The 25,219-nt window shown below is 71.5% G+C and carries 30 protein-coding genes, 2 pseudogenes and 1 riboswitch; of the genes and pseudogenes, 16 read left to right on the top strand and 16 right to left on the bottom strand.

Going from position 1 to position 25,219, the window contains the following annotated elements:
* The first annotated feature begins 49 nt into the window (after positions 1-49).
* On the top strand, positions 50-1,198 hold the full coding sequence (locus tag FVS66_RS22375; RefSeq protein WP_149183023.1) for an 8-amino-7-oxononanoate synthase: 1,149 nt from the start codon (positions 50-52) through the stop codon (positions 1,196-1,198).
* Here the strand turns inward: FVS66_RS22375 and FVS66_RS22370 are convergent.
* The gene (locus tag FVS66_RS22370; RefSeq protein WP_149182965.1) at positions 1,191-1,406 is read right to left on the bottom strand and encodes a DUF397 domain-containing protein; all 216 of its coding nucleotides are present in this window, start codon (positions 1,404-1,406) and stop codon (positions 1,191-1,193) included. The genes FVS66_RS22375 and FVS66_RS22370 overlap by 8 nt on opposite strands.
* Positions 1,407-1,420: 14 nt before the next feature.
* A complete protein-coding gene (locus tag FVS66_RS22365; protein ID WP_149182964.1) occupies positions 1,421-2,287 on the bottom strand; it encodes a helix-turn-helix transcriptional regulator in 867 nt (288 codons plus the stop codon).
* A 242-nt stretch (positions 2,288-2,529) separates the two neighbouring features.
* Here FVS66_RS22365 and FVS66_RS22360 point away from each other — a divergent pair, with 242 nt between their 5' ends.
* Entirely contained in the window at positions 2,530-2,973 is a 444-nt protein-coding gene (locus FVS66_RS22360) for an ATP-binding protein (protein ID WP_149182963.1), read from the top strand.
* A 293-nt stretch (positions 2,974-3,266) separates the two neighbouring features.
* Here FVS66_RS22360 and FVS66_RS22355 read toward each other — a convergent pair whose 3' ends face one another.
* The 3 genes and pseudogenes from FVS66_RS22355 to FVS66_RS22345 all read right to left on the bottom strand — a co-directional run.
* Complete coding sequence (locus tag FVS66_RS22355; protein ID WP_399226047.1) at positions 3,267-3,785, bottom strand: C40 family peptidase; 519 nt, start codon at positions 3,783-3,785, stop codon at positions 3,267-3,269.
* Positions 3,786-3,788: 3 nt separating this feature from the next.
* Positions 3,789-3,973, bottom strand: a riboswitch (cyclic di-AMP (ydaO/yuaA leader).
* 316 nt (positions 3,974-4,289) lie between these two features.
* On the bottom strand, positions 4,290-4,598 hold the full coding sequence (locus FVS66_RS22350; protein ID WP_187645649.1) for a hypothetical protein: 309 nt from the start codon (positions 4,596-4,598) through the stop codon (positions 4,290-4,292).
* Between the two features lie 2 nt (positions 4,599-4,600).
* A pseudogene (locus FVS66_RS22345) lies at positions 4,601-5,071 on the bottom strand (ATP-dependent Clp protease proteolytic subunit); the annotation flags it as partial.
* On the opposite strand from FVS66_RS22345, the gene FVS66_RS22340 reads away from it, so the two are divergent.
* A complete protein-coding gene (locus tag FVS66_RS22340; protein WP_149182960.1) occupies positions 5,054-5,323 on the top strand; it encodes a type II toxin-antitoxin system Phd/YefM family antitoxin in 270 nt (89 codons plus the stop codon). The pseudogene FVS66_RS22345 and the gene FVS66_RS22340 sit on opposite strands and share 18 nt — an antisense overlap.
* An 81-nt stretch (positions 5,324-5,404) precedes the next feature.
* On the opposite strand, the gene FVS66_RS22335 is transcribed toward FVS66_RS22340, so the two are convergent.
* Positions 5,405-6,403: an ABC transporter permease gene (locus FVS66_RS22335; RefSeq protein WP_149182959.1), complete on the bottom strand. Its 999-nt coding sequence runs from the start codon at positions 6,401-6,403 to the stop codon at positions 5,405-5,407.
* Between the two features lie 105 nt (positions 6,404-6,508).
* Between FVS66_RS22335 and FVS66_RS22330 the strand changes: the two genes are divergently transcribed.
* From FVS66_RS22330 to FVS66_RS22300, 7 genes are all read left to right on the top strand, one after another.
* Positions 6,509-7,135: a TetR/AcrR family transcriptional regulator gene (locus FVS66_RS22330; RefSeq protein ID WP_149182958.1), complete on the top strand. Its 627-nt coding sequence runs from the start codon at positions 6,509-6,511 to the stop codon at positions 7,133-7,135.
* Positions 7,136-7,270: 135 nt separating this feature from the next.
* Positions 7,271-7,573 carry an urease subunit gamma gene (locus FVS66_RS22325; RefSeq protein ID WP_149182957.1) on the top strand — a complete coding sequence of 101 codons (303 nt, stop codon included), beginning with the start codon at positions 7,271-7,273 and terminating at the stop codon, positions 7,571-7,573.
* Between the two features lie 13 nt (positions 7,574-7,586).
* Entirely contained in the window at positions 7,587-7,898 is a 312-nt protein-coding gene (locus tag FVS66_RS22320) for an urease subunit beta (RefSeq protein WP_149182956.1), read from the top strand.
* Positions 7,891-9,633 (top strand): urease subunit alpha, encoded by a 1,743-nt coding sequence (locus FVS66_RS22315; protein ID WP_149182955.1) that lies wholly within the window; start codon positions 7,891-7,893, stop codon positions 9,631-9,633. The genes FVS66_RS22320 and FVS66_RS22315 overlap by 8 nt, the downstream gene beginning before the upstream one ends.
* 17 nt (positions 9,634-9,650) lie before the next feature.
* Positions 9,651-10,325 carry an urease accessory protein UreF gene (locus FVS66_RS22310; protein ID WP_149182954.1) on the top strand — a complete coding sequence of 225 codons (675 nt, stop codon included), beginning with the start codon at positions 9,651-9,653 and terminating at the stop codon, positions 10,323-10,325.
* Between the two features lie 92 nt (positions 10,326-10,417).
* The gene (gene ureG, locus FVS66_RS22305) at positions 10,418-11,113 is read left to right on the top strand and encodes an urease accessory protein UreG (RefSeq protein ID WP_149183021.1); all 696 of its coding nucleotides are present in this window, start codon (positions 10,418-10,420) and stop codon (positions 11,111-11,113) included.
* Positions 11,110-11,892, top strand: coding sequence for an urease accessory protein UreD (locus FVS66_RS22300; RefSeq protein ID WP_149182953.1), 783 nt, complete (start codon positions 11,110-11,112; stop codon positions 11,890-11,892). Before ureG ends, FVS66_RS22300 begins: the two co-directional genes overlap by 4 nt.
* Positions 11,893-11,956: 64 nt before the next feature.
* On the opposite strand, the gene FVS66_RS22295 is transcribed toward FVS66_RS22300, so the two are convergent.
* On the bottom strand, positions 11,957-12,694 hold the full coding sequence (locus FVS66_RS22295) for a lysophospholipid acyltransferase family protein (protein ID WP_149182952.1): 738 nt from the start codon (positions 12,692-12,694) through the stop codon (positions 11,957-11,959).
* A 199-nt stretch (positions 12,695-12,893) separates the two neighbouring features.
* On the opposite strand from FVS66_RS22295, the gene FVS66_RS22290 reads away from it, so the two are divergent.
* Together FVS66_RS22290 and FVS66_RS22285 are read left to right on the top strand one after the other, a co-directional pair.
* Complete coding sequence (locus tag FVS66_RS22290; protein ID WP_149182951.1) at positions 12,894-13,388, top strand: hypothetical protein; 495 nt, start codon at positions 12,894-12,896, stop codon at positions 13,386-13,388.
* 10 nt (positions 13,389-13,398) lie between these two features.
* Positions 13,399-13,842 carry a YetF domain-containing protein gene (locus tag FVS66_RS22285; RefSeq protein WP_149182950.1) on the top strand — a complete coding sequence of 148 codons (444 nt, stop codon included), beginning with the start codon at positions 13,399-13,401 and terminating at the stop codon, positions 13,840-13,842.
* A 134-nt stretch (positions 13,843-13,976) separates the two neighbouring features.
* Here the strand turns inward: FVS66_RS22285 and FVS66_RS22280 are convergent, their stop codons facing one another.
* From FVS66_RS22280 to FVS66_RS22255, 7 genes and pseudogenes are all read right to left on the bottom strand, one after another.
* The gene (locus FVS66_RS22280; RefSeq protein ID WP_149182949.1) at positions 13,977-14,987 is read right to left on the bottom strand and encodes an SDR family oxidoreductase; all 1,011 of its coding nucleotides are present in this window, start codon (positions 14,985-14,987) and stop codon (positions 13,977-13,979) included.
* Positions 14,988-15,222: 235 nt separating this feature from the next.
* Positions 15,223-15,927 (bottom strand): annotated as a pseudogene (locus FVS66_RS22275) (pectate lyase); the annotation flags it as partial.
* Positions 15,928-16,044: 117 nt separating this feature from the next.
* Positions 16,045-16,203 carry a hypothetical protein gene (locus FVS66_RS35185; protein WP_187645648.1) on the bottom strand — a complete coding sequence of 53 codons (159 nt, stop codon included), beginning with the start codon at positions 16,201-16,203 and terminating at the stop codon, positions 16,045-16,047.
* A gap of 90 nt (positions 16,204-16,293) precedes the next feature.
* Complete coding sequence (locus FVS66_RS22270) at positions 16,294-17,247, bottom strand: cytochrome c oxidase assembly protein (RefSeq protein WP_149182947.1); 954 nt, start codon at positions 17,245-17,247, stop codon at positions 16,294-16,296.
* A 124-nt stretch (positions 17,248-17,371) separates the two neighbouring features.
* Positions 17,372-18,397 (bottom strand): 6-phosphofructokinase, encoded by a 1,026-nt coding sequence (locus tag FVS66_RS22265; protein ID WP_149182946.1) that lies wholly within the window; start codon positions 18,395-18,397, stop codon positions 17,372-17,374.
* A 191-nt stretch (positions 18,398-18,588) separates the two neighbouring features.
* Entirely contained in the window at positions 18,589-19,317 is a 729-nt protein-coding gene (locus tag FVS66_RS22260; RefSeq protein WP_149182945.1) for a glutamine amidotransferase, read from the bottom strand.
* A 25-nt stretch (positions 19,318-19,342) separates the two neighbouring features.
* Complete coding sequence (locus FVS66_RS22255; RefSeq protein ID WP_149182944.1) at positions 19,343-20,581, bottom strand: MurT ligase domain-containing protein; 1,239 nt, start codon at positions 20,579-20,581, stop codon at positions 19,343-19,345.
* Positions 20,582-20,695: 114 nt separating this feature from the next.
* On the opposite strand from FVS66_RS22255, the gene def reads away from it, so the two are divergent.
* The gene (gene def, locus FVS66_RS22250) at positions 20,696-21,241 is read left to right on the top strand and encodes a peptide deformylase (protein WP_149182943.1); all 546 of its coding nucleotides are present in this window, start codon (positions 20,696-20,698) and stop codon (positions 21,239-21,241) included.
* 20 nt (positions 21,242-21,261) lie between these two features.
* Here def and FVS66_RS22245 read toward each other — a convergent pair whose 3' ends face one another.
* Entirely contained in the window at positions 21,262-21,909 is a 648-nt protein-coding gene (locus FVS66_RS22245) for a TetR family transcriptional regulator (protein WP_149182942.1), read from the bottom strand.
* A 142-nt stretch (positions 21,910-22,051) separates the two neighbouring features.
* Here FVS66_RS22245 and FVS66_RS22240 point away from each other — a divergent pair, with 142 nt between their 5' ends.
* Entirely contained in the window at positions 22,052-23,314 is a 1,263-nt protein-coding gene (locus FVS66_RS22240; RefSeq protein ID WP_149182941.1) for an acyl-CoA dehydrogenase family protein, read from the top strand.
* A gap of 416 nt (positions 23,315-23,730) precedes the next feature.
* Complete coding sequence (locus FVS66_RS22235) at positions 23,731-24,111, top strand: SUKH-4 family immunity protein (protein ID WP_149182940.1); 381 nt, start codon at positions 23,731-23,733, stop codon at positions 24,109-24,111.
* A 64-nt stretch (positions 24,112-24,175) separates the two neighbouring features.
* Here the strand turns inward: FVS66_RS22235 and FVS66_RS36930 are convergent, their stop codons facing one another.
* Positions 24,176-24,517 carry a DUF5959 family protein gene (locus FVS66_RS36930; RefSeq protein ID WP_399226070.1) on the bottom strand — a complete coding sequence of 114 codons (342 nt, stop codon included), beginning with the start codon at positions 24,515-24,517 and terminating at the stop codon, positions 24,176-24,178.
* 223 nt (positions 24,518-24,740) lie between these two features.
* Between FVS66_RS36930 and FVS66_RS22225 the strand changes: the two genes are divergently transcribed.
* The gene (locus FVS66_RS22225; protein WP_149182938.1) at positions 24,741-25,208 is read left to right on the top strand and encodes a hypothetical protein; all 468 of its coding nucleotides are present in this window, start codon (positions 24,741-24,743) and stop codon (positions 25,206-25,208) included.
* The last annotated feature ends 11 nt before the right edge of the window (positions 25,209-25,219 follow it).

Here is a 25,219-nt window from a genome sequence, read left to right as displayed (position 1 = left end):
CGCTGCCTACAAAGGGGACCGAGACATGCCCATGGACGCCGCCGACGCCGTGCCCGAGGCACCGTTCGACTGGACGGACACCGAGGCCCGCCGTCGCGCCGACGCCGGTCTCGTCCGTACGCTGCGCCCGCGCCCCGCCGACGCCGATGTGCTGGACCTGGCGAGCAACGACTACCTCGGTCTCACCCGCCACCCGGAGGTCACCGGAGCCGCCGCGGAGGCGGCCCGCCGCTGGGGCGCGGGCTCGACCGGCTCCCGGCTCGTCACCGGCTCGACCGCTCTCCACGCCGAACTGGAGCGGGAGCTCGCCGCGTTCTGCGGCTTCGAGGCGGCCCTCGTCCTGTCGTCCGGGTACGCCGCCAATCTCGCCGCCCTCACGGCGCTCAGCGCCCGCGGGTCGCTCATCGTCTCCGACGCGGGCAACCACGCCTCGATCGTGGACGGCTGCCGGCTGTCGCGCGCCGAGACCGCGGTCGTCCCGCACACCGACCCCGACGCCGTACGCAAGACCCTCGGCGCCCACCCCGGGCGGCGCGCCCTCGTCGTCAGCGACTCGGTGTTCTCCGTCGACGGCGACGCTGCCCCGCTCGGCGCCCTCGCCGAGGCCTGCCGCGCGCACGGCGCCGCCCTGGTCGTCGACGACGCGCACGGCCTGGGCGTGCTGGGCGAGGGCGGGCGGGGCGCCCTGCACGAGGCCGGCCTCGCGGGCGCGCCCGACGTCGTCGCCACGGCCACCCTCTCCAAGTCGCTGGGCAGCCAGGGCGGCGCGGTGCTGGGCCCGGCCCGGGTCATCGACCACCTGGTGAACGCCGCCCGGACGTTCATCTTCGACACGGGCCTCGCCCCGGCCGCGGCGGGCGCCGCCCTGGCGAGCCTGCGCCTGCTGCGCCGCACACCGGGACGCGCCGCACGCGCGCGTACGGTGGCGGCCACGCTGCACGGCCGGCTGACCGCTGCGGGGCTGTCCGCCGTACGCCCGGACGCGGCGGTGGTGTCGGTGCGGGCGCCCTCGGCGGAGCAGGCCGTGCGCTGGGCGGCGGACTGCCGCACCGAGGGGCTGGCGGTCGGCTGCTTCCGGCCGCCTTCGGTGCCGGACGGTGTGTCGCGGCTGCGGCTCACCGCCCGAGCGGACCTGACGGAAAAAGAGATCGAGGTGGCGGTCGGCACGATCCTCCGAACCGCGCCGCCCGTCAGCTGAGCGGGACGGCCGCCGGCCGGAGCGTGCCGACGAACGACTCCCAGGCCGCCGCCGAGAACCGCAGCGGCCGCCGACCGGTGTCCTTCGAGTCCCGCACGGCCAGCTGTCCGGTGCCGAGGCTTGCCGCCTCGACGCAGTTGTTCATGCCCACGCTGCGACTGCTGCGCCGCCAGCGGAGGTTGTCGTCGTGTGCGAGGTAAGCAGACATGGGCGTGCCTCTCCCTACGCGCCGTCATCGATCCCGGCGATGAGATCCAACGAGTCCTCGGGCGTCAGGGCGTGCGCCTGCATGGTGCGGAACGCGGCCCCGTACGCCTCCAGGTCTTCCGACCGTTCCAAGTAGAGGCTACGCGTCATGTGGTCAAGAACAACCACATCCAGATCAGAGATGTTCGGAAAAGAGAAGATAACGAAAGATCCCGAAAGTCCGACGTAACCTCCCATGGTGAACGGCAGTACCTGCAACCGCACATGGGGCAGCGCCGCCGCCTCCGCCAGAGCCCGCAGCTGCGCCCCCATCACCCGAGGCCCGCCGACCTGCCGCCGTAGCACCGCCTCGTCGAGCACCGCCTCGAGCCGCAGCGGCGCCGCCCCGCTCAGCACCTCCTGGCGGGCCATACGCACCTCCACCAAGGCGTCCACCGTCGAATCCGGCAGCCCCTCCAGCGCCGCCCGGGTCACCGCCCGCGCGTACTCCGGGGTCTGCAACAGGCCCGGCACCACCGACGTCTCCAGCGTCCGCGCCCCGCACGCCTCGGCCTCCAGACTGATGAAGTCGCGGTACTGCGGCGGCAGCACCCCACGGTAGGCACGCCACCAGCCCGTACCGCCCCGGTCGGCCGCCCCCGCGAGGGCCTCCAGTACCGAACGCAGCCGCCGGTCGCCCACGCCGTACGCATCCAGCAGCCGCACCACGTCGGCGTGCGTGACCCCGCTGCGCCCGGTCTCGATCCGGCTCACTTTCGACTGGTGCCAGCCGACCAGGCGCGCCGCCTCCCGGCTGGTCAGCCCCGCGCCGAGACGCAGGCTCCGCAGTTCCTCGCCCAGCTTGCGCCGGCGTACCGCCGGGCCGTTCCGCGTGCCGCCCATCGCCACTTCCTTCCGCGTCCCCTCTCACCCCTGCGGCGACCCGCCGGTGTGCCCGGTAAATCCGTTCTCGCGTCGCAGAGTTCACCGCATCGAGCGACAGATATATGCATATCTTGGTGGATCGCTCCCCTGTGGGAGGACATAAGTGGCAGTCTGGCGCGAAGCACAATCCGAGGCCGCCCCGACCGGAAGATCCGCGACACGTCGGAGACCGGCCCCGGTGGGAAAGGGACAGCGTCGCCATGGCAGACCATCAGGAAGCGTCCGTCACTCTGCCGAGCGATCCCGCCTCGGTCTCCGCGGCCCGGAGATATGTGTCCGACGTGCTCGCCGAATGGGGTCTCCGCGGCGACGCCGACACCGCGGACACCGTCCGGCTGATCGTCTCCGAACTGGCCACCAACGCGGTTCAGCACACCTTCGGCCGGTCACCCACGTTCACGGTCGACGTCCGGCTGGACCGCGAGGAGCGGCTGCGCATCGGGGTCACGGACAGCCACCCACGGTGGCCGCGGCGGCTCCCGGCCGCCGTTCAGCAGGACAACGGCCGAGGCATGGTCATCATCCGCTGGCTGACGGCCGAGTGCGGCGGCCGGCTGTCGGTCACACCGACCGACGAGGGCGGTAAGACGGTGTGGATCGCCCTCCCCTGGAACGTGCCGGTCCAGAGCACACGAGGAATGTGAGTGCCCCGGCCGCCGCCCCCTCCGGGCGGCCGTGCGCCACATCGACGACCAGCAGCACCGCTGAGGTCAGGGCGGGCGTCAGGACCGCCGTCCCGACGCGGGTGTGAGCAGAGACGCGAAACAGGATCTGGACGCCGGCCCGCGTGACCTCAGCTCCTGGAGCGGTTCCGAGAAGCTCCGGTCGGCGCACTCCAGCGGCGTCTCCTCACGTGCGGTACAGGGGCGTTTCTCGGACGTTCCCGTCGGGTACCCCTGTACCGCGGTTCATGCCGTGACCGTGCCGCGGTCTGGCGTCAGCGCACTCGTCCGTACGAGACCGACCTCGACCAGATGCGGTCGAGCTTGACCCACGACCCGGACTTGGGGGAGTGCCAGATCCTGTTGTTCCCGGCGTAGATGCCCACGTGGTAGACGCCGCCGCGGCCGTGGAAGAAGACCAGGTCGCCCTTTCGGCGGTACGACTTGGAGATCCGGCGCGTCTTGTTGTACTGGGACTGGGCGGTGCGCGGCAGCTTCTTGCCGGCCCGCTTGTACGAGTAGAGCGTCAGTCCCGAGCAGTCGAAGCGGTGCGGGCCGGTCGCCCCCCACTGGTAGGGGGAGCCCTTCTTCGAGGCGGCGACGTTCAGCGCCTTGTGGGCGGCGGCCGGCGCGGCGTGCGCGTCCGGGACCGCGCCGGGGGCGATCAGCGTGCCGCCGACGGCGGCCAGCGTGAGGGCCGACAGGGCCCGGGCGATCCGGGCCGGCATGGGGTGCGAGGAGTGGACGTCGGACGTGGGGGAGGACGGGACCGGGACCTGATTCTGCGCGGACAATGCAGTACCCTTCGTCAACCCGCCTGTGAAGGATTGCCTGTCGGGTTCGGACAGGACGAAGATGCCCGGCCGCTGATGCGGCTTCACCCCAAGGGGGACCGGTCCGCACGCTGTGCGGTGGCCGCCCCGTACTGCTCGGGTCCTCCACTCCTGCCGATCCACTGATGTCGACCAGGCGCCCGGACAGCGGCAGGACTCGGCGTCCGCCCGGACCGCCCCGCCGGGATGGCGGGGGCTTGTCGTCGAGACGGATCTTTCCCGTCGGATGCCGCGAATCCGAGGTGCGACGAGGCTGTGTGAGTCTCGTCACGACTGATCCGATCGGGTGGACAGAAGCGGCTCCCTGGCCCGCTGGCGAGCACCTGCCGAGCCCCGTACCAGCGGCGGAGCGGCGCGCGGCCGTCCACCTCGTACACGCGCTCCGCAACTCGCCCCGTACGAAGTTCCTCCCTTTGCCTCAGCCGAACGGCCGAGCGCCTCTCGCCCGTGTGGGTCCGAAACCGGTCACTCCAAGCGATCTTGAGGCAACGTCACCCGACCGGTGCGCCGCTCACCGTCCAGCGCACGCAGCGCACGCGCCAGGGTCCGGTCGTGGATCTCGTGCTCGCCCCACCGGTGCATCAGCGTCAGGGCGTCGCGCAGCACGACCGCCTGACGGGCCAGCGCCTGCGCGGCTCGCATTGCGCCGTACGTGTGTGTGGCACGGGCTGGGTTGAGACGTCCTACCAGGTCGACGATGTCGAGGTAGCCGTCCACGTATGCGCCCTCGGCGCGGGTCAGCGCCGGCAGCGGAGGTCGCTCCTGGGGCCGCACGGTCACCCCACCCGGGTCCGGACCACATGGTCCACCAGGCCGTGCGTCCGTGCGCCGGTTGCGTCAAGGACCAGGTCCCGCTCGAAGTCGGCCTCGACCCGATCCCGGTCCCGGCCGGTGTGCCGGGCCAGCATGTCGACGAGTTGGCCGCGCTGACGCAGCAGCTCGCGGGCGTGGACGTCCAGGTCGGAGGGCTGTCCCCGCAACGGCTCCGCCAGGGCCGGCTGCTGGAGGAGCACACGGGCGCCCGGCAGCGCCGCGCGCTTCCCCGGCGCACCGGCGGCGAGCAGGAGCGCGGCGGTGGACGCGGCCCGGCCGACGCAGGTCGTCGCCACGTCGCAGGAGATCACCTGCATCGCGTCATAGACGGCGGTCATCATGTCGACCGGGCCGCCCGGGGAGTTGATGTAGAGCGAGATGTCCTGGTCGGGCGCCGCGTACTCGAGGTGGACGAGTTGGGCGATCACGTCGTTCCGTTCCCCGGCCGGGAGCGCTCGGCGATCAACCGCGTCGTCTACGGCGGTGAGCGCGTCGTGGTGACCCGCCACGGGAAGCCGCTGGTGGCGCTGGTGTCCGCCGCTGACCTGGAGCGACTCGAAGCCGCGCCGGAGCCGGCCGGGGAGCGGGCGGCCGGCTCGGTGACGGAGTTGGGTGGTGCGCCGTCCGCTCCCGGTGAACGCCGCCGTTTCGGCATCGCCGCCGAACACCGCCCGCACGGCGGCTGACCGCCGCCGCGAGCGCGCATAGGGGAGGCCGCGCGCCCCGTCCGCTGTGGCGGGGGGACGCGCGGCCGTCCAGAAGCCGGGTCAGCCGATCGGTGCCGGCTCCGGCGTAGTGCGTCCGGCGGAGGAGCGGCCGGCCGTCGCTGCCGCGGCCCGGCGGCCGCCCACGAGGACCGCCGTCAGCCCCAGCAGTGCCCACAGCGCCAGGGTGACCGCGTGTCCCCCTGCTGCCGCTCCGTCGAAGTACGCCACGGAACGCAGCAGGGACGCGCCCGCGCCCGGCGGCAGCCACTGGCCGATCGTCCCGACGGGCTCCGGCAGCAGCTCCGGGGCGCTCGCCGCGCCTGAGAAGGGGTTGCCCAGCAGCACCATCAGCAGCGCGCCGAGCCCCAGTCCGGCCCGCCCGAGGAGCGCCCCGAGCCCCGTGACGGTCGCCGCGATGGCCAGGGCCGTCAGTGCCAGCACGCCTGCCTCGGTCCACCAGTCGCCGGTCAGTGCGCCGAGCCAGCTGTGGGTGAGCGCGGCGCCCACCAGGCCCACCAGTACCGCGGCGCCCGTCAGGGCCGTCACCGCCCGTATGCCGTGCAGGCCCAGCAGGGTCACCACGGTCCCGCCCGCCATGCCGGCGAGCCCCAGGGGCAGCACGCTCGCCGGGAGCGCCGAGCCCCGCGGGTCACCCGGCGGTGTGGGCGCCACATCGGTGACCGGCACCGGAGCGCCGCCCGGCGCCTGTGTCTGGACGGCCTGCTGGAGCAGCTGCGCCACGGCCGGGCTCGCTGCGGACGCGGTGAGCAGCTTCGGCCCCTCCTGGGCGACGATCACGGCGCCGTACACCTCGCGGTCCTCGATCGCGGCCCGTGCGGCCGCCTCGTCGGCGTAACGGTGCACGTCGAACGCCCCCTCGCGCTGCTGGAGCCCCCGCTCCACCTGGGCGGCCGCCGCCTCGGGTCCGGCGACGCCGATCGGCAGGTCGTGTGGTGCGACGCGGGCGGCCGGCCAGGCGAAGGCCCACAGGGCGAGGGCGACGAGCGCCGGTATCAGCAGCATCACCGCGACCGTGCGGCGCTGCGGGGTGGCGGACATGGAAGCCTCCGTAAAGAGAAGGATCGTTCGTTTTACGGTCGTGAGTCACTGTCCCGCAGCCCGTCGGGCTTGTCAAGAATGAACGTTCGTTTTAAATTTGGGATCATGGCCCGTGTATCCCAGGAACACCTCGACGCCCGCCGCCGCCAGATCCTCAACGGCGCCGCCCGCTGTTTCGCGCGCAACGGCTTCCATGCCACGTCCATGCAGGACGTGCTGCGAGAGGCCGACCTCTCGGCCGGGGCGGTGTACCGCTACTTCCGCAGCAAGGAAGAGATCATCGAGGCCATCGTCGCGGAGGTGCTCGACGCGATGCGTTCGGCCTTCGAGTCGGCCGTCTCCCAGACACCGCCGCCGACCCCCGACCAGCTCGTCGCCAACGTGATGGCGCAGGTGCTCAGCGGGGGACACGGCCTCCCGTACGAGGGTCGGGAGAGTCTGCCCCGCCTGATGATCCAGGTGTGGACCGAGGCCCTCCGCAACGACCGGCTCTCCGCCGCCATGCGCGAGGGCTACGCGAGCGTGCGCGGCGCCTGGACCGAGGTCGTCACCGCCTACCAGACGGCCGGCATGATGCGGGACGACATCCCGGCAGACCATGTGGCCCGCACGATGATCGCCCTCGCCCAGGGGTTCGCCGCCCAGCAGGCGGTGTTCGGCACCGCCCCCGTGGCCGTACTCCAGGACGGCGTGCGCGGCCTGATGTCCATGGGCACGCAAAAGGCCGGTTAACCTCCCGGAAAAACTTCTGCGAGAGATTGAAATATCTCTCCGACACAGTCGTCCTCGCAGGTCAACAGAGTGTTGAAGCCGGATAGGGTCCCGCTGCGCCCGGGACGACGCCGGGCGGGAACTGTGAGGTGGAACGTGCAACTGACCCCGCACGAGCAGGAGCGCCTGCTCATCCATGTGGCGGCCGACGTCGCCGAGAAACGCCGGGCACGCGGTGTGAGGCTCAACCACCCCGAAGCGGTCGCCCTCATCACCTCGCACCTCCTGGAGGGCGCCCGGGACGGCCGTACCGTCGCCGAACTCATGGCGTCCGGGCGCAAGGTGCTCAGCCGCGACGACGTCATGGACGGCGTTCCCGAGATGATCCACGACGTCCAGGTCGAGGCCACCTTCCCGGACGGCACCAAGCTCGTCACCGTCCACGATCCGATCGTCTGAGGGGGCGTCACACATGATTCCCGGAGAGATCCTCTACGCGGACGAGCCCGTGGCCATCAACGAGGGCCGCCCCGTCACCTGCCTCACCGTCCTCAACGCCGCCGACCGGCCCGTCCAGGTCGGCTCCCACTACCACTTCGCCGAGGCCAACCCCGGACTGGACTTCGACCGCCGGGCCGCGCACGGCCTGCGGCTGAACATCGCCGCCGGCACCGCTGTCCGCTTCGAACCTGGCATCCCGGTCGACGTGGAACTCGTACCGCTCGCGGGAGCACGGGTCGTACCCGGGCTGCGCGGAGAGACCGGAGGTCCCCTCGATGACTGAGCCCATCCGGCGGCCCGTGCTGCTCGACCGGGCCGTCTACGCCGACCTGTTCGGCCCCACCACCGGCGACCGCGTACGGCTCGCCGACACGGACCTCGTCGTCGAGATCGAGGAGGACCGCTCCGGCGGCCCCGGACGCGCCGGCGACGAGGCCGTGTTCGGCGGCGGCAAGGTCATCCGCGAGTCCATGGGCCAGTCCCGCGCCACACGCGCGGAAGGCGCCCCCGACACCGTCATCACCGGGGCCGTCGTCCTCGACCACTGGGGCGTCGTCAAGGCCGACATCGGTATACGGGACGGCCGGATCACCGGCATCGGCAAGGCCGGCAACCCCGACACCATGGACGGCGTCCACCCGGACCTCGTCATCGGACCCGAGACCGAGATCATCGCCGGCAACGGCAAGATCCTCACCGCCGGGGCCATCGACGCGCACGTCCACTTCATCTCGCCCACCCTTGTGGACCAGGCCCTCTCCTCCGGGATCACCACCCTGATCGGCGGCGGCACCGGACCCGCCGAAGGCAGCAAGGCCACCACTGTCACCCCAGGCCCCTGGCACCTCGCCCGCATGCTGGAGGCGCTCGACGGCTTCCCCGTCAACATCGGCCTCCTCGCCAAGGGCAATACGCTCTCCCGCGAGGCCATGCACTCCCAACTGCGCGGCGGCGCCCTCGGATTCAAGATCCACGAGGACTGGGGAGCCACCCCCGCCGCCATCGACGCCTGCCTGGGCGTGTGCGAGGAGACCGGCGCCCAGCTCGCCATCCACACCGACACGCTCAACGAAGCCGGTTTCGTCGGCGACACCCTCGCCGCCATCGCCGGGCGCACCATCCACGCGTACCACACCGAAGGCGCCGGCGGCGGGCACGCGCCCGACATCATCACCGTCGTCGCCGAGCCGTACGTCCTGCCCAGCTCCACCAACCCGACCCGGCCGCACACCGTCAACACCGTCGAGGAACACCTCGACATGCTGATGGTCTGTCACCACCTCAACCCGGCCGTCCCCGAGGACCTCGCCTTCGCCGAGTCCCGCATCAGGCCCACCACCATCGCCGCCGAGGACGTCCTCCACGACCTCGGCGCCATCTCGATCATCTCCTCCGACTCCCAGGCCATGGGCCGCATCGGTGAGGTGATCATGCGGACCTGGCAGACCGCGCACGTCATGAGGCGGCGCCGCGGCACCCTCGCCGGTGACGGCCGCGCCGACAACCGGCGCGCCCGCCGCTATGTCGCCAAGTACACGATCAACCCGGCCGTCGCCCAGGGCGTCGACCACGAGATCGGCTCCGTCGAGCCCGGCAAGCTCGCCGACCTGGTGCTGTGGGACCCGGCGTTCTTCGGCGTCAAGCCACAGCTCGTCATCAAGGGCGGGCAGATCGCGTACGCGCAGATGGGCGACGCCAACGCCTCCATCCCCACCCCGCAGCCCGTCCTGCCCCGCCCCATGTTCGGCGCGCACGGCCGGGCACCCGCGAGCAACTCCGTCAACTTCGTCGCCCAGGCGGCCATCGAGGACGCCCTGCCGGGACGGCTCGGCCTCGGCAAGAAGTGCGTCGCGATCCGCGACACCCGGGGCGTCACCAAGGCCGACATGCGCGAGAACGACGCCATGCCCCGGGTCGAGGTGAACCCCGACAGCTTCGCGGTCACCATCGACGGCGAACCGGTCGAACCCGCACCCGCCGCGGAACTGCCCATGGCCCAGCGCTACTTCCTCTTCTGAGGAACGGACGTCACGCGATGAGCCGATCCGCGGGTCTCTCCGCACTGCTCGTGCTCGCCGACGGGCGGTTCCCCGCCGGCGGGCACGCACACTCCGGCGGCGCCGAACCGGCCGTCAGGGCGGGCCGCATCAAGGACGCGGCCGACCTCGAGCACTTCTGCCGGGGCCGCCTCCACACGACCGGGCTCACGGCGGCCGGCCTCGCCGCCGCGGCCGCACTCGGGCACGGCGCGGCGGCGCTCGACGCGGCCGCGGACGCCCGCACCCCGTCACCCGCGCTGCGGGCCACCGCCCGGCGCCTGGGACGGCAGCTGATGCGGGCCGCCCGCGCCACCTGGCCCAGCCCCGAACTGGACGCGCTGGCCCGGGCCTACCCGCGCGGCGCCCACCAGCCGGTCGTCCTCGGCGCCACCGCCCGCGCCGCCGGTCTCGGCCCCGAGGAGGCCGCGCACTGTGCCGTGTACGAGACCGTCAGCGGACCGGCCACGGCCGCCGTACGGCTGTTGAGCCTCGACCCGTTCCAGGCCACCGCCGTCCTGGCCCGGCTCGCGCCCGACATGGACGACGTGGCCGCGCGCGCCACGGCCGCCGCGCGGGAGGGTGTCGACGCCCTGCCGGCGGCGTCGGCGCCGCTGCTGGACATCACGGCGGAGCAGCACGCGGCGTGGCCCGTACGCCTCTTCGCCTCTTGACCGCCCTGACCACGCCGGCCACCCCGACCACGCGTCCGAACGCCCTGACCACCCACCCGGCCAACCTTCCGACCGCTCATGGGAGCCGCACCATGCACCTCGACCACACCCACGGCCACCCGGGCACCGCGGCCGTCAGCGCCGACGCCACCCGCCCCGACGGCACCCGCCGCGCCCTGCGCATCGGCCTCGGCGGCCCCGTCGGCTCCGGCAAGACAGCGACCGTTGCCGCGCTCTGCCGCGTCCTGCGCGACCAGTTGTCCCTCGCCGTCGTCACCAACGACATCTACACGCGCGAGGACGCCGAGTTCCTGCTGCGCCACGCGGTCCTGCCGCCCGAGCGCATCCAGGCCGTCGAGACCGGCGCCTGCCCGCACACCGCCATCCGCGACGACATCTCCGCGAACCTCGAAGCGGTCGAGGACCTGGAGGACACCGTAGGGCCGCTCGACCTGATCCTCGTCGAGTCCGGCGGCGACAACCTCACCGCGACCTTCTCCAAGGGCCTCGTCGACGCGCAGATCTTCGTCATCGACGTCGCGGGCGGCGACGACATCCCCCGCAAGGGCGGCCCCGGCGTCACCACCGCCGACCTGCTCGTCGTCAACAAGACCGACCTCGCGCCGTACGTCGGCTCCGACCTGGAGCGGATGGCCCGCGACGCCAAGGAGCAGCGCGGCGACCTGCCCGTCGCGTTCACCTCACTGACCGGCGAGAACGGCGTCGCGCCGGTGGCCGACTGGGTACGTGCCCGGCTCGCCGCCTGGACGACGGCCGGGGCGGCGTGAGCGTCCGCGCGACCGCCCGGATCGTCGCCGAGCCGGGCGGCGTCCTGCCCGTCCTGGTGAGCGACGGCCCCCTGGCCCTGCGCCGCACCCGGTCCCGTTCCCGTTCCCGCTCCCGCTCCGGCTCCGGCTCCGGCGAACCGGCCACGGCCCGCGTCACCGTCGTCGGCGCGATGAGCGCCCCGCTCGGCGGCGACCGCCTTGCCCTGGAGGCCGAGGTGAGGGACGGGGCCCGGCTGCTGGTCGACTCGGCGGCGGCCACGGTCTCGCTGCCGGGCGAGACGGGCGAGAGCGCGTACTACGACGTACGGCTCGACGTCGGCGAGCAGGCCGAGCTGACCTGGCTGCCGGAGCAGCTGATCGCCGCGCACTGCTCCACCCTGCGCATGCGGACGCGCGTCGCACTGGCCGCGACGGCCCGCCTGGTCCTGCGCGAGGAACAGATCCTCGGCCGCACCGCCGAGCCCCCCGGCACCCTGACCACCCGACTCACCGTCCTCCGGGCCGGCCGCCCGCTCCTGGACCAGGAACTCGCCTGCGGCCCCGGCGCGCCCGGCGGCTGGGACGGCCCGGCGGTCCTGGCGGGCCACCGCGCGGTGGGCCAGCTCCTCGTGGTGGACCCCCAGTTCGCGGAGAAGCCGGTGGATTCCCGGCAACTGGACGACACGGCCGTACTCACCCCACTGGCGGGGCCAGCGGCTCTGGTCACGGCCGTGGCCCCGGACGCCCGTCGGCTCCGCCGCGTACTGGACGACGCCCTCACGGCGCTCACCGGCCCGTAGGCCGCCGGTCCTGTCCTTGGCGGCGGAGCCGCGCCCGCGCCCCTGATGCCCGCCCGTACCCGGCTCAGGGCCGCCACCGCGACGGCAGCATCCGCCGCAGCCCACGTACGACCGGCGCCGCGGCCTCCGGCTCCGCCGCCTTCACCTTCGCCGCGTAGTCGTCCACGTACTCCTGCCCCGACAGCGCGAGGATCCGGTACATGATCTCGTCCGTGACGGCGCGGACGACGGCTTTCTCGTTCTCCATGCCCGCGTAGCGCGAGAAGTCCAGCGGCTCACCGAAGCGGACGGTGACGCGCTTGATCTTCGGTACCATCTTGCCGGGCGGCTGGATCTCGAACGTGCCGACCATCGCGCACGGGATCACCGGCACGCCCGCCTTCAGGGCCATCAGCGCGACGCCGACCTTGCCCTTGTACAGCCGCCCGTCGTGCGAGCGCGTGCCCTCCGGATAGATACCGAGCAACTCGCCCCGGCTCAGGACGTCCAGGCCCTCACGGATGGCGGTCTGCCCGGCCTCCTTGCCGGACCGGTCGACCGGGATCTGTCCGGCGCTGCGGAAGAACGCCGCCGTCAGCCGGCCCTTGACGCCCGGCCCCGTGAAGTACTCCTGCTTGGCCAGGAACGTGATGCGCCGTTTCAGCACCGCGGGCATCAGGAAGTGGTCCGAGAACGACAGATGATTGCCCGCCACGATGGCCGCGCCGGTCTCCGGGACATGCTCGAGCCCCTCGGTCCTCGGCCGGAACAGCAGACGCAGCACCGGCCCGAGGAGCACGTACTTGAGCAGGTAGTAGAACATCGGTTGTCTCCCTACTGCACCGGATGGGCCCCGAGCCGCTCAGCTCCAGGTCAGACAGTACGTAGCCGAGCGGGGACATGTGCGGATGTCGCCACATGTGGCCACCCCGGACCGGTGGATCGTCCGTTTACCGCACGCGGACGGCGTGGCGGCCCCGGCCTCCGCGGCACCGGTCGGCAGTCTGAGGGCGGGAGGTCCCATGGGTTCCAGCGGTCTTCAGATCGACGAGTCGGAGAGTTTCCAGCGCAAGGAGGCCCGCTTCGAGCGGGTGGGCTGGGCCGGGATGGCGGCGTTGCTCGTCGTCGCGCTCCTGGGAGTCCTCGGCGGGGCGGGTCCGGTCACGTCGGCACAGGCGTCGGCGGGACCCATGAGCGTGGACTACCCCCGCTTCGCCCGCTACACGGCCCGCAACGACCTCACCATCACACTCGGTGCCGCGGGCGTCCGCGAAGGCCGGGCCGTGCTGACCCTCGAGTCGTCCTGGGTGAACGACGTGGACATCGAGCATGTGACACCAGACCCGGAGGTCTGGCGCGTGGGCCGGGACGGCCTGCGGCTGGTCATCGCCGCCGACGCCGCGCCCGTCGTCGTCCATGTCACCTACCGGCCGGACAGAATCGGGCCGGTCGATGCAACGGTCACGGCCGAGGCCACGGGCAGTCGCGTGGTGTTCGACCAGTTCGTCTACCCCTGAGGAGGCCGGCGTGGAGTCGGTGCTGCGGGCTCTGATCATCTACCTGGTGCTGATGCTCCTCATGCGCGTGGCGGGCAAGCGCACCCTCGCCAATGTCACCACCTTCGACCTGGTGCTGCTGCTGGTGATCAGCCAGGCCACCCAGCAGTCACTCCTCGGCGACGACTTCTCCCTCACGACCGGGATCGTGGTCATCGCCACGCTCGTCGCCGTGGACCGGCTCGCCGACTACCTCGGCTTCCGCTTCCCGTCGTTCTCGACGATCACGAACAGCAGGCCCGCCATCCTCGTGGACAACGGTCGCCCGATCGCACACCGTCTGCGGCGGCACCATGTGAACGAAGCGGAGATCCTCCAGTCGGCTCGGCAGAGCCACGGCCTGGAGCGCCTCGACCAGATCAAGTACGCCGTACTGGAGACCTCGGGCGGGATCAGCGTCATTCCGCGCGGCTGACCAGACCAGACCAGACCAGACCGAACGCCCGCCGACGGCCTACGGGCGACGGGCTCCGGTTCGGCCGGTCCGTGAGGGAACCGCTCCAGGAGCCCCGCACCGCGCAGACGGTCCGTGACGGCGCCTCCCGATCGTCAGCCGTTCCGTCGTCGCCGCAGGGCGCATGCCGTGATCATGGCGGCGGCCGCCGTCGCGCCGTACAGGACCCGGGGGTGCTGGGAGGCCCACAGCTGCGGGGCGCGGTCGTGGGCCCTCGCGTCGAAGACGCCGTGGGCGCCGAAGTCCCGGCCGTCCTTCTCACCGTCGAGCGGCTCCCAGAGATTGTGCGGGCGGTCCGGCGGCACTTCGTCGTGCGTCTGCTGGGAGTCGTACGCGGAGCGCGCGAGATATCGGTCGAGGAGTCCGGGCGCGATCCTGTTGGCCAGGATCGTCGCGACGGTCGAACCACCGGTGTAGTACTGCTTGCGCCGAGGGTGGTCGGCCGCGTACACGACCGCGCGGGCCGCCACCTCGGGCTGGTAGATGGGCGGCACCGGCTGCGGATGGCGCGGCAGGCGGGAGAGCACCCAGGAGAACTGGGGGGTGTTGAGCGCGGGCATCTGGACGACCGTGACGCGGACGTTGCTCCCGTTGTGCATCAGCTCGGTACGTACCGACGAGGTGAAGCCGTTCACCGCGTGTTTGGCACCGCAGTACGCGGACTGGAGCGGGATCGAGCGGTATCCCAGCGCGGAGCCGACCTGGACGATGGTGCCCCTGTCGCGGGGCAGCATGCGGTCCAGGGCCGCCTCCGTGCCATGCACGTATCCGAGGTAGGTCACCTCCGTGACGCGGCGGAACTCGTCCGGACCGATGTCCGTGAAGGGCGCGAAGACGGAGGTCATGGCGGCGTTCACCCATACGTCGACCGGCCCGAACGCCTCGTCCACTGCCGCCGCGGCCGCCTGGACCTGATCCCGGTCCGCGACGTCCGTCGGCAGGACCAGGGCCTCGCCGCCCTCTTCCTCGACCTCGCGCGCCGCCGCCTCAAGACCCGTCCGGCCGCGGGCGACCAGCCCGATGCGGGCTCCCCGGCGTGCGAACTCCCTGGCGGTGGCGCGGCCGACACCGCCGCTGGCACCGGTGATGACCACGGTCTGGTTCATGGGACCAGTCTGCGTAGGGCAGCGCCCTCCCGCACCCGCACGACCGACCGCACCGGCACGGCGGCCACCAGGGCCGCCGACGCGGGAAGCGCGCCGGTGCCGGTGAACGGTGCCCCCGTTCGGCGTAGCCCGAGGCACGGCAACTGCCCGCGAGGCCGCACACGCCCCGGGGCCACGGCGGTCACCGCCGTGGCCCCGGAGCACTATCCGGTACCGGTGCCGGTACTGCGACGGATCACTTGAATGTGATGTCCGCGTGGGTGTACCGGCAGTGGACCCCGTCCGGGCCGCCGCCCAGCGTCTTGGGCTCCCTGCCCTGGTCGTTGCCCTCGTACCGCACGCACGGCGTGATCTTCCGGCCGCTGTCCCCGTGGATACGGATGCCGCGCAGCGCCGCCGTGTCGCCGTAGTTGGAGTTGATGCCGATCAGCTGCTCGCCGGGGGCCGTCACGTCCACGTCGTTGACGATGATCGTCCGCTGGTACTGCGTGGAGCAGTTCCCGCAGCTGCGCACCAGCTTGCCGAAGTCGGCCACCTGGAACTTGCTGATCACGAGCTTGCCCGCGCCGTTGAACTGGAAGACCTTGTCGGAGGCCTTCCGCGCGCCGCCGCCGTAGACGATGTAGACCGACGACGAGGACTTGCCCTTGAACGACGCGGCGTCCTCGCCGACGTCCTCCCACCACACGTTCTGCAATGTGCAGCTGCCCGTGCAGTGGATCCCGTCGGCCGCCCGCGAGCCCAGGACGACGTTCTTGAGTACCGCGCCGTCCTTCAGCTTGAACAGCGGCGACTGGTTCTCGTCCTGCCCGCCGTCGCCCAGTTCCCCGCTCCCGTAGAAGCGCTTGAGCTTGCCGTCGTACGCGCCGGAGACCTCGATGGTCTTGCTCACGGGCCTGCTGTCCGTCGGCGTCGGCCACGCGGACGCGGCGTCGGCGGTGCCGTGCCCGCGGCTGTGTCTCTGGAGTCATGGGATTCCTCGTATGGGGGGCACTGACATCAGGTGGTCGCCGCCGCCACCGGATGGGTTGCCGCCCTGCGGGAAATCCTCGGAAAATCAGGTGCCGCGCGTCGTGAGTGCCCCCAGCGTCGCCAGAGCGAGCACGATCCAGGCGAACCACAGCCAGCCGTTACTGCCCAGCGCGACCGTGTACGCGGTCGTCAGGACGAGCGTCCCGACGGTGAGCACCCCCATGGTCTTCGTGGCACCGGACATCGCGCCCTCCTCCTGGCCGCGGGCCTCGATGCCATCGTCCCCCTGAGGAGGCCCCGGCGCCACCGGCCGGAGCATCCCGGTCTCCCCGTGCTACCGGGCGCGCCCCTGGAGCGAGGCGAGATACGCGTTGTACGCCGCCAGCTCCTTGTCGCCGTCGCGGTCCGCGGCCCGGTCGGCCCGTTTCGCGACCCGCTGCTCGGAGCGGTACCACTGGTACAGCAGCGCGACCAGCACCACCACGGACGGGATCTCGCTGAACGCCCATGCGATGCCGCCGGCCGCGTTCTGGTCGGACAGCGCGTCGATGCCGAGCGACGCCGACGGGTTCATATACGTGCCGACCATCGGCTGCGACGCCATCATGAGCGCGATCCCGAAGAACGCGTGGAACGGCATGCCCGCGAACAGCTCCAGCATCCGCATGACATAGCCCGGCCGGTGCGGGCCCGGGTCCACACCCATGATCGGCCAGAAGAAGACCAGGCCGACGGCGAGGAAGTGCACCATCATCGTGATGTGCCCCGGCCTGGACTCCATGAGGAAGTCGAAGAGCGGCGTGAAGTACAGCCCGTACAAGCTCGCGATGAACATGGGGATCGTGAACGCCGGATGCGTGATCACCCGCAGATAGCGGCTGTGCAGCAGCATCAGCAGCAGTTCGCGCGGCCCCTTCCCACGGTCCCGGCCCGCGACCGGCAGCGCCCGCAGCGCCAGCGTCACAGGGGCGCCGAGGAGCAGCAGGATCGGCGACAGCATGCTGATCACCATGTGCTGCACCATGTGCACGCTGAACATGACCATGCCGTAGTCGTTCAGCCCGGTGCACATGACCAGCGCGATGGAGAGCACACCGAGCGTGAAGAAGACGGTACGGCCGACCGGCCAGCTGTCGCCGCGCCGGCGCAGCCGGACGACCCCCCACCCGTAGAGGGCCAGCGCCACCAGGCAGCCGACGAGGAAGAACGTGTCGGGCGAGTACGCGAGCCCCCGTCCCAGCGTGAACGGCGGCAGGTCCATCGTCATGCCGTGCCCGCTGTGATCCATCCCGCGGCTCCTGATTCGTGCTGGTTGTCCGGTTGCCGCACCAAGACTAGAACCGCCCCCGGCCGCGTCGGCGACCGGGGGCGGTTCACAGGGCCGCGTGACGGCCCCGGACGACTCGGGTGGCTCAGAGGACCGTCTCGGCCTCGGCGTACCGCTCGGTGGGAACGGTCTTGAGCGTCCGGACGGCCTCGGCGAGCGGCACCATCACGATGTCCGTGCCGCGCAGCGCCGTCAGCATGCCGAACTCGCCGCGGTGTACGGCCTCCACCGCGTGCCAGCCGAACCGGGTGGCGAGGACACGGTCGTACGCGGTCGGTGTGCCGCCCCGCTGGACGTGGCCGAGGATCACCGGGCGGGCCTCCTTGCCGAGCCGGTTCTCCAGCTCGACCGAGAGCTGCCGGGCGATGCCCGCGAACCGCTCGTGGCCGTAGATGTCCTTGCCGCCCTCGTCGAACTCCATGGAACCCGAGCGCGGCTTGGCGCCCTCGGCGGCGACGACGATCGCGAACCGCTTGCCCGCCTCGAACCGGGCGCCGACGCGGGCGGTCAGCTCGTCGATGTCGAAGGGCCGCTCGGGCACCACGATGGCGTGCGCGCCGGCCGCCATACCGGAGTGCAGGGCGATCCAGCCCGTGTGGCGCCCCATCACCTCGACGATCAAGACCCGCTGGTGCGACTCGGCGGTCGTCTTCAGCCGGTCCAGCGCCTCCGTGGCGACCCCGACGGCCGTGTCGAAGCCGAAGGTCACATCGGTGGACGCGATGTCGTTGTCGATCGTCTTCGGCACGCCGACTATCGGCAGGCCCGCCTCGGAGAGCAGGTTGGCGGCCTTGAGCGTGCCCTCGCCGCCGATCGGGATGATCGCGTCGAGGCCGAGGTCGGCGACGTGTCCCTTCGCCCGCTCGACACCGTCCACCAGGTGGGCGGGCTGGACGCGGGACGAGCCGAGGACGGTGCCGCCCTGGGCGAGGATGCCGCTGACCGCGTCGAGGTCGAGCTTGCGGTAGTCGCACTCCAGGAGGCCCTTCCAGCCGTCGTGGAATCCGATGACCTCGTCACCGTGATCAACGACGGCGCGGTGCACGACGGAGCGGATGACGGCGTTCAGACCGGGGCAGTCGCCACCGGAGGTGAGCACACCAATGCGCATAGCCCGAAATACCTTTGCAACGTGGGCCGACTCCCGGACCACGTCGTCCGGTTGGATCACGGCCACCCTACCGGCGCCACGTGAAACCTCCGAACCGGACGTCCGACCTTTGGACGGACTTCAGAGGAACAGACGAAGAGCGGGCGCGCCGCCGCTGTCACGGGGCGGCCGAACGGCCGCCCCGCCGCAGCTCAGGCGGGCTGGCTCGCCGCCGCGATCCGCTCGGCGCGCAGCGCCTCGTACCACCGGTCGTCGGTCGGCGGCAGCGCGTTCACATCGAGGGCCAGCTTGAGCAGCAGGTCCGCGATCTGCGGATTCCGGGCCATGACAGGGCCGTGCATGTACGTACCGAAGACGGTGTCGTTGTACGCGCCCTCCGTGCCGTCCCCGGTGCCGTTGCCCTGGCCGAAAACGGTCCGGGCGAAGGGGCGGGCCGTCGGGCCGAGGTGCGTGACGCCCTGGTGGTTCTCGAAGCCGGTCAGCTGGGGGAGGCCCAGGCGAGGGTCGATGTCGGCCAGCACGTCGCCGACGCACCGCTCACCCTCGCCGCGCGTGGAGATCACATCGATGAGACCGAGGCCGGGCTCGCGCTCACCGAGGTCGTTGACGAACTCATGGCCGAGGATCTGGTACCCGGCGCACACCGAGAAGATGATCGCGCCGTTCTCGGCGGCCCGGTTCAGGCCGCCGTCCCGGCGGAGCCGCTCGGCCGCCAGCCGCTGGGGCCGGTCCTCGCCGCCGCCGATGAGATAGACGTCACCGGAGGTCGGCACCGGCTGGTCGCTGCGTACGTCGACCCGCTGCACGTCCAGGCCGCGCTGCCGGGCCCGGCGCTCGACGACGAGGACGTTGCCCTGGTCGCCGTAGGTGCTGAGCAGGTCCGGGTAGACCCACACCAGACGCAGACTGCTGTCGCTCATGCTCTCTGTCCTTCGGGGTGGGTGGTCAGTTGCCGACGCGGCGGCGTACGTCCTGGAACGCGGTGTAGTTGGCGATCAGCTCGATCCGCCCGGGCGGGGCCAGCTGCACCGCCTCGTCGAGGGACTCGCACACCCGGAAGTCCAGCGCGGCGACCTCGAGCCGGACGGCGAGGTCCAGCTTGCGGTCGCCGATCACGAAGATGGGGTGACCGGCGAGCCGGGTGTAGTCGACGTCCCAGAGCCAGGAGGTGTCCGTGCCGTCCGCCCCGCGCGCGTTGACGGAGAGGATGACCGGCGTCGGCGGCTGGTCGATCAGCGAGAACGTCTCCAGCCAGCCGGCCGGGTTCTTCGCCAGCAGCAGCCGCAGCTCGCGGTCCTGGAAGGTGACGGTGTCGTACCGGCCGGCGACCGCCTGCACCTGGTACATGCGCTCCAGGGCGACCTGCGGCGGGACGCCGAACGCCGCGGCGACGGCGGCGGAGGTCGTGGCGTTCGCCTTGTTGGCGCGGCCCGGCAGCTGGAGATGGATCGGCCAGGCCGAGCCGTGCGGGTCGAGGACGTGGTCGCCGCTGAGCGCCCAGGTCGGGTCGGGGCGGCGGAAGCCGCACTCGCCGCAGAACCAGTCGTCGCCGGGGCGCTGCATCACACCGCCGCAGGCGGGGCAGGACCAGGCGTCGTCCTTCCACTCCTGGCCGGCCGCCACCCACACCACATTGGCGGAGGAGGACGCCGCCCAGACGACGAGCGGGTCGTCGGCGTTGGCGATGACCACGGCCTTCGTGCCGGCCAGACCCTCGCGCCACTTCTCGGCGAGCATCCGGGTCTCGGCGGCGCGGTCCAGCTGGTCGCGGGAGAGGTTGAGCAGCGCGATGGCCTTCGGGGTGACATCGCGCGCCACTCCGGAGAGATACTTCTCGTCCACCTCGATGACGCCGTACTTGGCGTCCGAGCCCCCGGCCAGGGCGGAGGTGATGCCCGCGGGCATGTTCGCACCGAGGGCGTTGGAGACGACCGGGCCGCTGGCGCGCAGCGCCTCGGCGATGAGCCGCGTGGTCGTGGTCTTGCCGTTGGTCGCCGACACCAGGATGACGTCCAGATGCTGCGCGAGCCGGCCCAGAAGGTCGGGGTCGAGCTTGAGCGCCACCCGGCCGCCGATCACCGATCCGCTGCCGCGTCCCGCCGCGCGAGACACCGCCGCTGCGGCCTTGCCCGCCGTCACGGCCAGCTTGGCGCGCGGCGACAGCGGCTCCGAGTTGCCTGCCATCGTCCTTGTTCCTCCTAGCGTGGGTCCGGCCTCAGCCTATCGAGATCCGGTCGTGGGCCCGAACCCCGCCACCTGTCGGACAGCAGGTGGCGGCGTGGAACGTACCCTGACGCCATGCGAAACCGGCCGATCCCCGGCAGTTCCGGCGCTGTACGGGCGATGAGCCTGCTCGGCTCGCCCGTGCTGCACGCCCCCTGCGAGACCGTCACCGACTTCGGGCCCTCCCTGGTCCGCCTGGTCGAGGACATGTTCGCCACGATGTACGCGGCGAACGGCGTCGGTCTGGCCGCGAACCAGGTCGGGGTCGGCCTCCGGGTGTTCGTGTACGACTGCCCCGACGACGAGGACGTCCGGAATCTGGGGCATGTCGTCAACCCGCGTCTCGTGGAGGCGGACGGGGTCACGGTGCGCGGCCCGGAGGGGTGCCTGTCGCTGCCGGGGCTGGAGGCCGGGACGGAGCGCTTCGACCACGCGGTGGTGGAGGGCGTCGACGTGCGGGGCGAGCCGGTGCGGGTGGAGGGCACCGGCTTCTTCGCCCGCTGCCTCCAGCACGAGTGCGACCACCTGGACGGCCTGGTCTACCCGGACCGGCTCACGGGCTGGCGCCGCGCGCGGCTGCTGCGTGCGGCCCGCCGCGCCCCGTGGACGCGGCGGGGCTGACGGCGCGATATGAGCCCGGGTCAGAAGCCCGGCCCGCCCGTACGGTCGTCGGCGTCGGCAAGCCGCCCCCACAGGAGGTCGGCCAGCGCGGACACCAACTGGGCGCGGGAGCACGGGCGTTCACCGAGCCACCAGTCCCCGGCCCCGTGCATCATGCCGACGATGCCGTGACCCCAGACGCGGGCCAGTGCTTCGCCGTTCCCGCCGAGGTCGATGCGCTCGGCGATGACCTCCGTGAGCTCCTCGCCCATGCGGCGCAGCAGCGGCGCGGAGTGCCGGCCGACGTCGAAGCCCTGCTCCGAAGGCGGGCCGGCCTCCTCCGCCGGATGCATCAGGAACCGGTACACCTGCGGGCGCGCCTCGATCGCGGCGAGGTACGTGTCGAGGGTCGCCTCCACGCGCTGTCGGCGCTCGGCCGGGGCGTCCAGCGCGGCACGCAGTGCGCCCAGCAGGGCGTCGGTGTGGCGCTGGGCGAGGGCCCGGTAGAGGCCGCCCTTGTCGCCGAAGTGGCGGTAGAGGATCGGCTTGGTGATACCGGCCTCGGCGGCGATGGCGTTCATGGACGCCTGGGGCCCGTCGCGCAGGACCACGCGGTCGGCAGCCTCGAGCAGTTCGCGCCGCCGTTGTTCGGCCGATCGCTGCTGCTCGGTCCGGTGTGTGGTGTCCATAGCGTCTCTCCCCGCCCGTCGATGTTCCTTAGGCCAGCGCAACGTAACACCCGCCTCGGCGCCGCTGCCGGTTGACAGTGGCTACCTACCGGTAACAGACTGCGGTTACCGCAAGTAACGCTATGCCCCGCCGGGAGGGATCATGGCCGAGTTCACGCTCGAGCTCAACGACGACCAGAAGCAGGTCCGTGACTGGCTGCACGGATTCGCCGAGGACGTGATCCGCCCGGCCGCCGCCGAGTGGGACGAGCGTGAGGAGACGCCCTGGCCGGTCATCCAGGAGGCGGCGAAGGTCGGCATCTACTCCCTCGACTTCTACGCCCAGCAGTTCTTCGACCCGACGGGCCTCGGCATCCCGATGGCGATGGAGGAGCTGTTCTGGGGCGACGCCGGTATCGCCCTGTCGATCGTGGGCACCGGCCTCGCCGCCGTCGGTGTCCTCGCGAACGGTACCGAGGAGCAGATCGGCACCTGGATCCCGCAGATGTACGGCGACGCCGACGACGTCAAGGTCGCCGCCTTCTGCTCCTCCGAGCCCGACGCCGGCTCGGACGTCGCCTCCATGCGGACCCGGGCCGTCTACGACGAGGCCAAGGACGAGTGGGTCCTGAACGGCACCAAGACGTGGGCCACGAACGGTGGCATAGCCAACGTCCATGTCGTGGTGGCCGTGGTGGACCCCGGCCTGGGTTCGAAGGGCCACGCCTCCTTCATCGTCCCCCCGAACACCCGCGGCCTCTCCCAGGGGCAGAAGTTCAAGAAGCACGGCATCCGCGCCTCGCACACCGCCGAGGTCGTCCTGGAGGACGTCCGTGTCCCCGGCTCCTGCCTCCTCGGCGGCAAGGAGAAGCTCGACGAACGCCTGGCGCGCGCCTGCGAGAAGGCGCGGCAGAGCGGCATGGGGGTTCCCCCGCTCGAGCGAAGCCGGGAGCGGGGAGAGGTCAAGAACGCCGCTATGGCCACCTTCGAGGCATCCCGCCCCGCGGTGGGCGCCATGGCGGTGGGCACGGCCCGGGCGGCCTACGAGGTGGCGCTGGACTACGCGAAGACCCGCCACCAGTTCGGCCGCCCGATCATCGACAACCAGGGCATCGCCTTCCAACTCGCCGACATGCGCACCCAGATCGACGCCGCCCGCCTCCTCGTCTGGCGGGCCTCCTGGATGGCCACGACGGGCAAGCCCTTCACCTCCGCCGAGGGTTCCATGTCCAAGCTGTACGCCAGCGAGGTCGCCAAGACCGTCACCGCCCAGGCCGTCCAGATCCTCGGCGGCAACGGCTTCACCCGCGAGTACCCGGTCGAGCGCATGCACCGCGACGCGGCCATCTACACCATCTTCGAGGGCACGAGCGAGATCCAGCGCCTCGTCATAGCCCGCACCCTCTCGGGCATGCCCATCCGCTGACGCCGGCCTCGTCCCCGTCGCGCTCTGGCCGTCGTTCCCACCCGGAGATCGTCTTCGGAACCCCGTTGTACGATCGAACCGGCGTTTCTCTGACCTCAGCTGTGTTCACGGATCTGCGCTGTTGGCCTCAGCCCGGGGCAGAGCGGTCGGTTCTGCTGCTCGATGTACCCACCCGACACCACAGCCTTCCACGGCGCGGTAGTGCGGGAATCGCCGTCCTGCAGGGCGGCGAGGATGTTAAGTCACCACCTGTAAGTACGTCATCATCGGCGACCTCGCCGCGGCCGCCGCCGCTCTCACAGTGGCCGTACGGGAGGCCATAGACCTCCTGGTACAGCAACTCGTCGACCTCGCCGTCGAGAAGATCGAGGCGCAGGTGGTCGCGCCGCTGGAGAACCTGTTCGACGACCCGGTGAGTGGCACGGACGGTTCCAGGACAAGAAGTCCACGTTCGACGGGAAGCGCGCCAAGCGCAAGGTCCTCCAGAGGCGTGCCGCTCCTGGCTGAGGGTGGGATACTTCCCCACCGCCATCGCTGCCCTGAATCCCGCAGATGGGCGGATCTATGAGTTCTCCCATGATGGGGATGGGAACCCCGTACTGATCCACAGAAACGTCGAGTCCCTCGTCCGCTCGCTCATCGTCCTGAAGAAGTTCTGTGAGGAGCGCGAGGAGAACGAGGACCTCGACCCTCAGGAACTGCGCCGGAGGATTGAGGCGTTCGACGACCTTCCGTTCGCCGTGGAGCGATCCGAGTGGAACCGGATGTACGAGGAGATCGTGGACGGCATCTTCTGAAAGAGCGTTCTGTCCCGCCAGAGCTGTTTAAGAAGTGAGGGCGTTCGCGGGCGGGCGTCGCGATTCAACGCTTGCGGCTGGGACTCCACTCGTAGGCCATGGGAGCCGTCTCTACGACTTCACTCGGCCAGGTTTCTCGAAGGTGCTCAAGTCGCTGGTGATGCTCCTGGACCCAGGTCTCCTGCGGCTGGATCCAGAGCATTGCGGTGAGGCGGTCGGGGTCGTCAACGGTCACGGACAAGGAGCGGTCCTCGTGCATGTGGAAGACGAGGCTCAGTCCGCGGTCGCCACCGATGCTCGCGTCCGTGCCCGGCGCGAGCCGGGCCAGGTCGCGCTGCCAGGCGTCGAGGTCCTTTTGGAACAGGAAGAGTTCAAGCCGGGCGTCAACGAAGTCGGCGGAGGCCAGGACATCTGCCCGCAGGATGTCGTGGCCGGTCAGAACCCCCGCTGGTAGCGGCCGGTCACTCGGACGACGCAGCGGTTACCGTCTGCATCTTCCAGGTGGATCAGGTCCACTGCGTCCGGTTCGGTCACCGCCGGCCTCTCTCTCGTGATGGTCGCATGTGCATCCTCTCGCATCACTGCATGGCTTGTCCGCCTGGCCGGGGCTGCCTCTCGCCGGGTCCGCTATGCGTCTTTCCAGTTCGCGGTGGACGCACACCGGTCGCGTGCTGGTCGGCGGGCCGCTCGGTGACGTACGGATTCTCGACCCGGTCACGGCGCTTCCGCAGGCCCGCCTCTCGGGCGCGGAGCCGCGCGGCCTCACCGCCGTGTTCGGCCTGCCCGACGGAAGTGTCGGCGCGCTCGACGAATGGGGCGCCGTCTCCCTGCTCGGCGAGCCGGCCCCGGCACCGGGCGCGGTCGCCTCCGGCCTGCTGGCGCTCGTCGACCCGGCCACGGCCGACGTGGGGAAGGACCTGCGGGACGTAGTGGCCGCGTTCCCCGCCGACGTACCGGGAGGCGCCAGGCTCACGGCGGCGTGCGCGCTGCCCGACGGGGTCGCCTTCGGTGACGACCTGGGGCGCGTACACCTCCTGGTCCAAGGGGGACGCTTCTCCGCGCCGCGTCACCCGGCGCCTTCACGAGGGGCCGGGTGACGCACTCGCCG

Source organism: Streptomyces sp. TRM49041 (assembly GCF_008271805.1).
Lineage (GTDB): Bacteria > Actinomycetota > Actinomycetes > Streptomycetales > Streptomycetaceae > Streptomyces.
This window is presented reverse-complemented; position numbering and strand designations above follow the sequence as displayed.